The 12,238-nt window shown below is 35.3% G+C and carries 10 protein-coding genes; all 10 read left to right on the forward strand.

Going from position 1 to position 12,238, the window contains the following annotated elements; translation table 11 throughout:
* Positions 1 to 4: 4 nt before the first annotated feature.
* The 10 genes from N4A40_02265 to gap all read left to right on the forward strand — a co-directional run bounded on the left by N4A40_02265 (position 5) and on the right by gap (position 12,104).
* Positions 5 to 1,291 carry a glycine/sarcosine/betaine reductase component B subunit gene (locus tag N4A40_02265; protein ID MCT4660658.1) on the forward strand — a complete coding sequence of 429 codons (1,287 nt, stop codon included), beginning with the start codon at positions 5 to 7 and terminating at the stop codon, positions 1,289 to 1,291.
* A gap of 44 nt (positions 1,292 to 1,335) precedes the next feature.
* On the forward strand, positions 1,336 to 1,794 hold the full coding sequence (gene grdA / locus N4A40_02270; protein ID MCT4660659.1) for a glycine/sarcosine/betaine reductase complex selenoprotein A: 459 nt from the start codon (positions 1,336 to 1,338) through the stop codon (positions 1,792 to 1,794).
* Positions 1,795 to 1,830: 36 nt separating this feature from the next.
* Positions 1,831 to 3,141: a glycine reductase complex selenoprotein B gene (gene grdB / locus N4A40_02275; protein MCT4660660.1), complete on the forward strand. Its 1,311-nt coding sequence runs from the start codon at positions 1,831 to 1,833 to the stop codon at positions 3,139 to 3,141.
* 249 nt (positions 3,142 to 3,390) lie between these two features.
* Positions 3,391 to 4,488: a BMP family ABC transporter substrate-binding protein gene (locus N4A40_02280; protein MCT4660661.1), complete on the forward strand. Its 1,098-nt coding sequence runs from the start codon at positions 3,391 to 3,393 to the stop codon at positions 4,486 to 4,488.
* Between the two features lie 195 nt (positions 4,489 to 4,683).
* On the forward strand, positions 4,684 to 6,213 hold the full coding sequence (locus N4A40_02285) for an ABC transporter ATP-binding protein (protein MCT4660662.1): 1,530 nt from the start codon (positions 4,684 to 4,686) through the stop codon (positions 6,211 to 6,213).
* Complete coding sequence (locus tag N4A40_02290) at positions 6,206 to 7,330, forward strand: ABC transporter permease (GenBank protein MCT4660663.1); 1,125 nt, start codon at positions 6,206 to 6,208, stop codon at positions 7,328 to 7,330. Before N4A40_02285 ends, N4A40_02290 begins: the two co-directional genes overlap by 8 nt.
* Complete coding sequence (locus N4A40_02295) at positions 7,323 to 8,294, forward strand: ABC transporter permease (protein MCT4660664.1); 972 nt, start codon at positions 7,323 to 7,325, stop codon at positions 8,292 to 8,294. Before N4A40_02290 ends, N4A40_02295 begins: the two co-directional genes overlap by 8 nt.
* A 195-nt stretch (positions 8,295 to 8,489) precedes the next feature.
* Positions 8,490 to 9,890 carry an RNA polymerase factor sigma-54 gene (gene rpoN / locus N4A40_02300; GenBank protein ID MCT4660665.1) on the forward strand — a complete coding sequence of 467 codons (1,401 nt, stop codon included), beginning with the start codon at positions 8,490 to 8,492 and terminating at the stop codon, positions 9,888 to 9,890.
* A 157-nt stretch (positions 9,891 to 10,047) separates the two neighbouring features.
* Positions 10,048 to 11,073, forward strand: coding sequence for a sugar-binding transcriptional regulator (locus N4A40_02305; protein ID MCT4660666.1), 1,026 nt, complete (start codon positions 10,048 to 10,050; stop codon positions 11,071 to 11,073).
* A 20-nt stretch (positions 11,074 to 11,093) separates the two neighbouring features.
* Entirely contained in the window at positions 11,094 to 12,104 is a 1,011-nt protein-coding gene (gene gap, locus N4A40_02310; GenBank protein ID MCT4660667.1) for a type I glyceraldehyde-3-phosphate dehydrogenase, read from the forward strand.
* Positions 12,105 to 12,238 lie beyond the last annotated feature (134 nt).

Raw genomic sequence — 12,238 nt, forward strand, 5'->3', positions numbered from 1 at the left:
GTAAATGCGTTTGGAACTTGGAAAAATATTTATCAAAGATATGGTTTTTGGAGAAAAAACTGAGGTTAAAAATGGAACACTTCACGTCAATAAGCAGGAAGTGCTCGACTTAATCAAAGAGGACGAGAATTTTAAGTCAATTGACTTAGAAATCGCAAAACCTGGTCAAAGTATCAGAATTACACCAGTAAAAGATGTTGTAGAACCAAGAGTAAAGGTAGAAGGTCAAGGTGGAATTTTCCCAGGCGTTTTATCAAAAGTTGATACAGTAGGTTCTGGTAGAACTCACGTATTACAAGGAGCAGCAGTTGTAACAACTGGTCATATTGTTGGATTCCAAGAAGGAATTATAGATATGACAGGTACTGGTGCAGAGTATACACCATTTTCAAAATTAAATAATCTTGTAGTTGTTTGTGAGCCAATTGATGGTTTAAAAGCACATGATTATGAAAAATCAGTTCGTTTAGCTGGATTTAAAACTGCTAAATATTTAGGTGAGTTTGGTAGAGAAATTACACCAGACGAAATCGACACATATGAAACACTTCCATTATTTGAAGGTGCTGCTAAGTACCCTAATTTACCGAAGGTAGCATATGTACAAATGCTTCAAAGTCAGGGATTGTTACATGATACTTATGTATATGGTGTAGACGCTAAGCGTATAATTCCTACTCTTATAAGCCCAACTGAAATTATGGATGGAGCAATTATCAGTGGTAACTGTGTATCGGCTTGCGATAAAAATACAACTTACCACCACTTAAATAACCCAGTTATTAAAGATTTATTTGCTCAGCATGGAAAAGAAATTAATTTTGTTGGTATGATTATAACAAATGAAAATGTTTATCTAGCAGATAAAGAAAGATCATCTAATTGTACTGCTAAATTAGCAGAATTCTTAGGATTAGATGGTGTAGTTATTTCTCAAGAAGGATTTGGTAATCCAGATACAGACTTGATAATGAACTGCAAAAAAATCGAAGACAAAGGTATTAAAACAGTTATTATTACTGATGAGTATGCAGGTAGAGATGGAGCTAGTCAGGGATTGGCAGATGCTGATGTTAAGGCAAATGCTGTAGTTACAGGTGGAAATGCCAACCAAGTTATTGATTTACCAGCATTGGATAGAGTTATTGGAGATCCAACTAAGGTTGATATAATTGCAGGTGGATTCGATGGAAGTCTTAGAAAAGATGGATCTATTCAAGTTGAACTTCAAGCTATTACTGGAGCAACTAATGAATTAGGTTTCAATAAATTAACTGCTAAGACATACTAATTTGATTTAATATGGAATAATATGTATAGAGAGGATGTTATAAGATGAGCGTTATCGATAATAAAAAAGTTATCATTATCGGGGACCGCGACGGTGTACCGGGACCTGCTATTGAGGAATGCTTAAAAGGAACTACTGCAGAAGTTATATTCTCATCAACAGAGTGTTTTGTTTGAACGGCTGCGGGTGCGATGGATTTGGAAAATCAAAAAAGAATTAAAGACTTTGCAGAGCAATACGGAAAAGAAAATTTATTGGTTATTTTAGGTGCAGCTGAAGGTGAAGCTTCTGGGCTTGCAGCAGAAACAGTAAGAGTTGGAGATCCAACTTTTGCAGGACCATTATCTAATGTAGCTTTAGGGTTAGATGTATATCATATAGTAGAATCAGAAATTAAAGATAACGTTGATGCTGAAATTTATGATGAGCAAGTAGGCATGATGGAAATGGTATTAGATGTAGAAGATATCATCGGAGAAATGACTGATATTAGAGAAAGCTAAAAAAATCATTATCCCAAGAGAGAGAGGGGTGTCACAATGGGCAAATTAAAAGTAGTACATTATATAAATCAATTCTTTGCTGGTATTGGCGGCGAGGAGAAAGCAGATTACAAACCAGAATTAAGAGAAGAGGTAGTAGGTCCAGGTGCAGCGTTAGAGGCGGCATTCGGAGATGAAGCAGAAATCGTAGCGACAATTATTTGTGGAGATTCTTATTTCAACGAAAACTTAGATGAAGCTAAGGCGGAAGTTCTTGATTTCGTTAAGAAATATGAACCAGATGTATTTGTTGCAGGTCCAGCATTTAATGCAGGTAGATACGGTGTTGCTTGCGGAACAATTGCGGATGCAGTTAAAGAAGAGTTAAATATACCTGTTATCACTGGTATGTATGAAGAAAATCCAGGTGCAGACATGTTTAAGAAAAACTTGCATGTTGTTGCAACTAAAAACAATGCAGCTGGTATGAGATCTGCTGTGAAAACTATGGCTCCACTTACACTTAAATTAGCTAAAGGTGAAGAAATTGGAAGTCCTAAAGAAGAAGGATACATGGAGAGAGGCGTTCGTGTGAATTATTTTGCAGAAGAACGCGGTGCAACTCGTGCTGTAAATATGCTTGTTAAAAAGCTAAAAGGTGAGGAATTTGAAACAGAATTCCCAATGCCAGTATTTGATCACGTAGCTCCAAATCCAGCTGTTAAAGATATCACTAAAGCTAAAATTGCTTTGGTTACATCAGGTGGTATAGTGCCTAAGCACAATCCAGATCATATTGAAGCATCAAGTGCATCAAAATATGGTAAATACGATATAGATTCAGTAATGGATTTGACTGAAGAAGGTTATGAAACAGCACATGGTGGATATGATCCAACTTATGCAAATGAAGATTCAGATAGAGTATTGCCAGTTGACGTATTAAGAGATCTTGAAAAAGAAGGAAAAATTGGTGAACTTCACAGATATTTCTATACTACAACAGGTAATGGTACTGCTGTTGCTAGTTCTAAGCAATTTGCAGAAGAATTCTCAAAAGAATTACTAGCTGATGGAGTAGATGCAGTTATATTAACTTCTACTTGAGGCACTTGTACTCGTTGCGGTGCAACGATGGTAAAAGAAATTGAAAGAGCGGGAATTCCTGTAGTACACATGTGTACAGTAGTTCCTATTTCATTGACAGTTGGAGCGAATAGAATTATACCAACAATTGCTATTCCACATCCACTTGGAAACCCAGCATTAACAATGGAAGAAGAAAAAGTTATCAGAAGAGATTTAGTAGTTAAAGCATTAAAAGCATTAGAAACAGAAGTAGACGGACAGACTGTATTTGAAGACTAATACGTCGTGTGTAGTTTTGAAAGGGCGAGAAATCGCCCTTTTTTAATAGTTAAAAAATAAAAAAAATTATAGTAGTTTTCAATGGAGATGGTTTCTGTTAAAATATAGTGTGTAAGATATATGGATTTTGTATTGAAATTGTTAAGTTTCGCTTGCAAAAGTAAGAAAAACTCCATATAATAGAAGATGGAAGATTTGAGGAAAACGTATTCACGTTTTTTCAAATTAAATAGCATGAGGAGGGTTAATATGTTAAAGAAAAAAATTGCTTTAGGTTTAGCAGCAGCATTAGTTTTAACATCTGCAGTAGGGTGTTCAGGTGGAGAAAAAACTGAGCCAGCTAAAGAGGAAACAAAACCAGCAGAACAAACAGAGGCAGCAAAAGAGGAAGCACCAGCTGCTGAAAAGGCATTAAAAGTAGGTATGGTTACTGATGTTGGTGGAGTAAATGACGAGTCATTTAACCAATCAGCATGGGAAGGTCTTGTAAGAGCTAAGGATGACTTAGGAATTGAAGTTAACTACATCGAGTCAAAACAAGATGCTGACTACCAAACAAACTTAGAAACTATGATCGACAGTGAAAATGATTTGATTTGGGGTATTGGATACAAAATGGGTGACGCTCTTTTAGATTCAGCTAAGCAAAATCCAGATCAAAAATATGCAATTATCGACTATTCTTACGGAGATTCTACTCCAGAGAATATCGTAGGTGTTGTATTCCATCAAGAACAATGTTCTTTCTTAGTTGGATATATCGCAGGTAAAATGACAGAGACTAATAAAGTTGGATTTGTTGGTGGTATGACAGGTGCATTAATCGAACAATTCGAAGCTGGATACAAAGCAGGCGTTAAGTATGCTAATCCAAATGCAGAAATTGCTTCACAATATGCAGAGTCTTTCTCAGACGCAGCAAAAGGTAAAGCTATTGCTCAAAAAATGTATAATGATGGCGCTGATATCGTATTCCACGCAGCTGGAAACGTAGGATCAGGTGTTATTGAAGCAGCAAATGAAATGGGTAAATGGGCAATCGGTGTTGACAGAGACCAAAACTACTTGGCTCCAGATCACGTATTGACATCAGCTATGAAATTAGTTGGATCAGGAACTTACAACATTACTAAAGACTTAATGGACGGCAAGTGGGCTGGTGGAACTACTGTAGATTACGGTGTTGCAGAGCAAGGTGTTGGTATTGCTCCTACATCACCAAACCATGTTCCAGCTGAAATTTTAGAAAAAGTTACTAATATCGAAAGTAAAATTGCTTCAGGTGAAATCGTTGTACCTTTGACAAATGAAGAAGCAGAAGCTTTTGATGCAACTGACGCTGAATAATAATTTGATTAGTAAGTTTATATAGGGTTAGTATGTTTTAGATACAGCTCAGGCCTACTGTCTGAGCTGTTTTAATTTTGAGGTTGATTTTATTGTATTTAAATTAATCTAAAGGGTTTTGGCTCTTAAATTTTTAAGTATTATGTTTAGGGTGTAATATAAGATAGAATGGAGGTTTTATTCTTGGGCAACAATATTGATTTTGGTTGTAAAGTCGTAGAAATGAAGAATATTACAAAAAAATTCGGAGATTTTACGGCGAATCATAACATTGATTTGACGATTCACAAGGGTGAAGTTCATGCCCTCTTGGGAGAGAATGGTGCTGGAAAGACGACACTTATGAACACATTGTATGGTTTGTATAGACCGACAACGGGGGAAATTTACATTGATGGTAAGAAAGTGTCTATGGATAATCCTAATGTTGCAATAGAGCATGGGATTGGTATGGTGCATCAACATTTTATGTTGGTAGAACCATTTACAGTAACAGAAAACATTATATTAGGTATGGAAGTTACAAAAACTGGCGGTTATATTGATATTAACGCTGCTAGAAAAAAAGTTAAAGAATTATCAGACAAATATGGTTTGGTAGTAGATCCTGATGCTAAAATTCAGGATATTACAGTTGGTATGCAGCAGAGAGTTGAAATTTTAAAAGCACTTTATAGAGGTGCGGATATACTCATATTAGATGAGCCGACGGCGGTATTAACGCCTCAGGAAATTAGAGATCTTATAAAAATTATAAGAAATCTAACAGAAGAAGGCAAAAGCATTATAATAATAACGCATAAATTGAAGGAAATTAAAGCTGTTGCTGACTATTGTACTATAATAAGACGTGGTAAACATATAGATACAGTAGAAGTTGAAAAGGTTACTGAAAACGATCTTGCATCAATGATGGTAGGTAGAGAAGTTAACTTCATCGTTGAGAAGGAAGAGCGTGAAGCTGGAGATGTTGTTCTTCAGATTGAAAATCTTGTGGTAAAAGATAATAGAGATATCCCACAAGTAGATGGTTTGTCATTAGAGGTTAGACGTGGAGAAATTCTTGGTTTAGCTGGAGTTGATGGAAACGGTCAAAGTGAACTTGTAGAGGCACTTACTGGACTTAGAAAATCTGAGTCTGGAAAAGTATTTATGAATGGTGAAGATATAACAAATAAACCACCTAGAAAAATCATTGACAGTAAACTATCTAGTATACCTGAAGATAGACAGAAAAGAGGTCTAGTTCTTCAATATTCAGTAGCAGAAAATATGATATTAGAAAATTATATGAAAGAGCCATTTTCTAAAAAAGGAAGGTTCTTAAATCATGACAAAATAAAAGAACATGCAAAAGCGTTGATTGAAAAGTTTGATGTGCGACCAACAAATGGCTCGTTGCCAGCAGGGGCACTATCAGGTGGTAATCAGCAAAAGGTAATCATTGCAAGAGAGGTTACAAATGATCCAGACTTGCTTATAGCTGCGCAACCTACTCGTGGATTAGATGTTGGAGCTATAGAATATGTTCATAAGTCATTAGTAGAACAAAGAGATAAGAATAAAGGTGTTTTACTAGTTTCATTAGAGTTAGACGAAGTTATGAATGTTTCTGACAGAATAGCAGTAATTTACGAAGGAAAAATCGTAGGTATAGTCGATGCAGCAGAAGCTGATGAAAATACAATCGGTTTGATGATGGCAGGAGGTGCATCTGATGAGTAGTAATCAAAATAAACAACTTAGCCCGCTTGTGATGACCATTATATCGATTTTACTTGGTATGGCTGTTGGGGCAATTATATTATTAGCAATTGGTTATAATCCATTTGAAGCATATGGGATTATGATAAATGGTATATTTGGAAAGCCTAAGTATATGTCTTGGACAATAATTACGGCAACTCCACTTATTATGACTGGTTTGTCAGTTGCTTTTGCTGATAAGACAGGTTTATTTAATATCGGAGCAGAGGGTCAATTTATAATTGGTGCTCTAGTAGCTGCTTTAGCAGGATATTTCTTACACCTTCCAGTAATAATTCATGTTATAGTAGTATTTGTTTTGGCCTGTCTTGCAGCCGGCGTTTGGGGCGGTATTGCAGGATGGATGAAGGCAAGATTTGGAATAAATGAAGTTATATCTACTATTATGCTCAACTGGATAGCATTCTATTTGAGCAATTATATAGTCGGACTAAAAGGTTTCAAAAATCCTAACAACGATGCATCTATGAAGATACTTAAGACAGCTAGAGTTGATATTTTAGGTGATTGGAAATTAACAGAGGCTGGTAGAGCTTGGAGAGGGGAACACCCGTTTTTTAACAGTGTATTTACTACGCCAGTTAATATAGGATTTATCATAGCTATATTGTTAGCTGTTTTAGTTTGGTTTATATTAAACAAAACTACACTTGGATACGAATTGAAAGCTGTAGGACATAACAAGGATGCAGCTGAGTATGGTGGAATAGATGTGAAAAAGAAAATGGTAACGTCGATGTTTATTTCAGGAGCTTTAGCAGGAGCAGCAGGAGCGCTACAGGTAATGGGTAGAACTCAAGGTATTGCACTGCTTAGTGTACAAGAAGGACATGGATTTGACGGTATCGCAGTATCTCTTATCGGATCAAGTAATCCATTTGGAATTATTTTATCAGGACTTTTCTTTGGAGGACTTAAATATGGTGGGACTAAGATTCAGCCTAGATTAGGAGCTCCTTATGAGATTGTAAACATAGTACTTGGAACGATAGTATTCTTTGTTGCTATTCCAAGATTGTTTAGAGGATTGAATAAATTATTACAAAAAAAGAAAAGTGGTGATATAAATGCTTAGTGGTTTTGATTTAGCTCGTGCAATTGGTGATTTAGGTTTTATTATAGGAACTTCACTTATGTACGCGACACCATTGATATACACATCACTTGGTGGTACAGTGAGTGAAAACTCAGGAGTTGTAAATATTGGTCTAGAGGGTATGATGGCAATCGGAGCTTTTGTGGCAGCTGCAGTTGGATACTTTACAGGTAATCCTTGGCTTGGATTTTTAGCAGGTGGTGCAGCAGGAGGACTGATGGCGTTACTTCACGCTATTGCTAGTGTTACACTTGCAGCGGATCAGATTATATCAGGTGTTGCGATTAACTTTTTAGGGCCTGGTCTTGCATTATTTTTATCTCGCGTATTCTTTGAAAATGCAACTACAACAAAGGCACTTGATTTGAAGAATAAAATTGAGAGACCATTGAATGGTTTGTTTACTCAGGGATCGTTCTTAGATTCTGTATTTAACCAATATACTACAGTTTATTTAGCGTTTTTCTTAGTATTTGTGATATGGTTTATGCTTTATAAAACTAGATTTGGACTTAGACTTAGAGCTTGTGGAGAACATCCTAAAGCGGCAGATACATTGGGTATAAATGTATATAGAATAAGATATATAGCTGTGATCATGTCTGGTATATTAGCTGGATTTGGTGGAGCATCACTTAGTATAGCAGTTGTCTCAAGATTCAGCCCTGCGCTTATATCTGGACAAGGATTTATCGCTCTTGCTGCTATGATATTTGGAAAGTGGAAGCCGCAAGGAGCTATGGGAGCATCTCTATTCTTTGGAGCTGCAACTGGATTATCTATATACATCGGATCGCTTGAGAATGTTAATGTTTCATCACACTTGTTACAGATGATTCCTTACATCTTGACATTAGTTGTTCTTATGGGATTCATTGGTAAAGCGACAGCACCAAGTGCTGATGGTGAAGCTTATATAAAAGATGGTGAAGGTAGAGTTTAAAACTATCGATTAATTGAAAGACTGCTCTTGTTATGGTAAGAGCAGTTTTTTTTTGAAATGATATAGTTGAGATTTGTTTTGTAATATTTTTATTGACTAAAATATTTAAATAAGATTGATATTGGTACTGTTTCTTATATATAATATAAGTATGAAAAGGGATACTAGTTGGTATAGCGATTTGGAGTGAGTTATATGAATATTGGATTTGGGTTGAATTTGGAACAGACTCAGAAGTTAATAATGACAACAGAATTAAAGCAGGCAATACAATTATTACAATATACTAGCATTGAACTTAATGATTATATAACAAGCGAAATGGAGGTAAATCCTCTGCTTGAATTTGATCAAAAAAAAGAGAAAAGTGAAGAGTTTGAAGAAAAAACTAAAAATGATGATAAAGAAATTGACTGGCAAGAGTATGCAAATCAATACGATGATATCAGCTATTCTCAGCATGGTAAAAACAACGATAATGAAAACTCATTTGAAAATATGGTTGCAGAACAAGAGACACTTAGAGACTATTTGATTCATCAATTAAGAAATAATTATAAACTTACTGAAGATGAGTTTGAAATTGGAAGTTTTATAATTGAAAGTCTAGATTCTAATGGCTATTTGTCTTTCAAAATTGAAAATATCGCTGAATTTTTGGGAAAAAGCGTTGAAGAAATAGAGAATATGCTTTATATAATACAATCGTGTGAGCCAGTAGGAGTAGGGTGCAGAAATTTAAAGGAGTGTTTACTTCTTCAGGTTGAGCGAGATAATGAGTCGGATCCGAAAGCTAGAGAAATTATTGAAGATTATTTAGAAGATATTGCGAGTAATAAAGTCACACAAGTGGCAAAAAAAATGGGGCTAGAAGCATCTCAGGTACAAGTTTTGTTTGACTATATAAAAACACTTCAACCTAAACCAGGGAGTGGATTTAATTTTTCGAATGAGGAGATTAAATTTATACAACCAGATGTAGAACTAAAAGAAATAGATGGTGAAATGGTCATTTTGGTCAAAGATAGTGCAGCACCTAGACTTAGAATTAATGATTTTTATAGAAAGATGCTTCAGAGTCAAGATCAAAAAGAAGTTTCGGAGTTTATAAGTGAAAAATTAAATTCTGCAGCATGGCTTATCAAAACAATCGAACAAAGAAGAAGTACAATTCAAAGAGTTGCAGAGGCAATATATAAAAGACAAGTTGATTTCTTCAAAGATGGCAAGCAAGCACTTAAGCCAATGACACTAAGAGATATAGCTGAAGAAATCGAAATGCACGAGTCTACAGTTAGTAGAGCAACTAATGGAAAGTATATATTAACGCCAAAAGGTACCTATGAACTAAAGTATTTTTTCTCTACAGGATTATCTCAGGGAAGTGGAGGTTCGGAAGAGGAGATTTCTACAATGAAGATAAAGATGGAACTACAAAAGATAGTTGAGGAAGAAGATACTAAGAAGCCACTTAGTGATCAAAAAATAGTTTCAAAATTGAAGGAAAATGGTTTCACAATATCAAGGAGAACGGTTGCAAAGTATAGAGAAGAGCTTGGAATACTATCATCGTCTAAGCGAAAAAGATTTGACTAAGTGAACAAATGAAAAAAAGTGACAGAAATTAATAAATGACTTGTATTTTTTTAGTAAGTATATTATAATGAGGTTGCATGGAGATGCAATCTTTTTTTGTAACAATTGGGACGAAAAACGTCCCCAGGGACAAAAATGATCCGTAGGAGAGGTCAAGATGAATGATATTTTAGAAGTTCAGAAAAAAGTTATTCCTGAAATGATTGAACTGTTAGAGAAGAGGTATAATATATTACGTAGTATATATTTTAGTCAGCCAATCGGAAGACGGACTCTAGCAAATTCATTGGAGTTAGGAGAGCGAGTCATACGAACTGAAACGACTATGTTAAGAGAGAGTCGTTTGATAGATATAGATTCATCAGGTATGAAACTCACTGATGAAGGCATTGACATCTTGAATAGTTTGCAAGACTTTATGCATGATGTTAAGGGATTAAGTGATTTAGAGAAAACAATTGCTGATCAGCTTAATATAAAGAAAGTAATAATAGTGCCTGGTATCTATGATGAAGATTCATGTGTAGTGAAAGATATCGGTAAGATTGCATCATTATTTGTCAAAAAACAATTGTTTGAAGGCTGTATAGCTGGTATAACAGGTGGGACGACGATGTATGAAGTGGTTGAAGCACTACAATCAACAGATATAAATAAATCATTTCTTATTGTTCCTGCTCGCGGGGGAGTTGGAGCAAATTTAGAAATTCAAGCTAATAATATTGCAGCAACATTTGCTAGAAAGCTCGGGGGAGAATACAAATTGTTGCAAGCGCCAGATAATGTTAATAAAGAAGCGTTTGAATCGTTGGTCAGATTGCCAGAAATTCAAGAATTGGTTGAAATAATAAAGAAATTAGATATTCTCATGTTTGGAATCGGCAGGGCTGACAAGATGGCAAAGAGAAGAAATCTGTCAAATGAACAGTTTGAAGAGCTTGAAAAAGGTAATGCAGTAGCAGAGGCTTTTGGCTATTACTTTGATATTGATGCAAATATTATTAGAGAGTCTAACACTATAGGGCTTCAACTAGATGATTTTAAAAAGATAAAGTTAGCTATTGGAGTTGCATGTGGTAAAGAAAAGGCTGAGGCAATGATGGCTATTTCTAGATTAAAGAAAGATTTAGTGCTAATTATGGATGAAGGAGCAGCTAGAGCTCTTTTAGATAAATTGTTTTAAGTTTGAAGGAGGAATTTGATATGGCAACTAAAATTGCAATCAATGGTTTTGGAAGAATTGGTAGAAATGTATTAAAAGCAGCTGTAGAAAGAGGCGTTGAAGATTTTGAAATAGTAGCAATCAACGACGGGGTAGATGCTAAAAGTTTAGCACATTTATTAAAATATGATTCATGCTTTGGTAAGTTCAATGGAACAGTAGAAGCTAAAGATGATGCATTGATCATCAATGGAAAAGAAGTTAAGAAACTTAGAGAATTTGATCCAGCTAAATTACCTTGGGGAGAATTAGGTGTTGATATCGTTATCGAATCAACTGGATTCTTTAGAGATCGTGAAGGTGCAGCTAAGCATATCACTGCTGGAGCTAAGAAAGTTATCATCAGTGCACCTGCTAAAGATGAAGACATTACTATCGTAATGGGCGTTAACGAAGGCGATTATGATGCAGCTAATCACCACATTATTTCAAATGCATCTTGTACAACAAACTGTGTTGCACCATTTGCAAAAGTGATTCTTGAGAAATTTGGTATTGAAAGAGGTTTGATGACAACAGTTCACTCATACACTAATGACCAAAACATATTAGATGCTGGACATTCAGATATGAGAAGAGCAAGAGCAGCAGCTGAGTCAATTATTCCTACTACTACTGGAGCAACAAAAGCAGTTGGTAAAGTAATTCCTGAATTGCTTGGTAAATTAGATGGTATGGCAATGAGAGTGCCAACTCCAACAGTTTCACTAGTTGATATGGTATTTGAGTTATCTAAAAAAGCAACAGTTGAAGAAATCAATGGAGCTCTTAAAGAAGCTGCAGAAGGTGAATTAGCTGGTGTATTAGGATATTCTGATGAGCCATTAGTATCAATTGACTACAGAAAAGATCCTAACTCTTCAATCGTTGATAGCTTATCAACAATGATCGTTGGAGATAACTTAGTTAAAATCGTATCTTGGTACGACAATGAGTGGGGTTACTCAAATAGAGTTGTTGATTTAACAGCTTTAGTAGCTAAAAGCTTATAAATAGAAATAAAAACTGCGCTTAGCCACTTGGCTAAGCACGGTTTTTGATTATAATTATTTTTACTGAAAGTTAATATTAGATATGCCATTTGCTGAATGGCTGAATCATGCCAAGCTATTTTAAATGCATATAT

The sequence above is a fragment of the Tissierellales bacterium genome (genome assembly GCA_025210965.1).
Classification (GTDB): Bacteria; Bacillota; Clostridia; order Tissierellales; family JAOAQY01; genus JAOAQY01.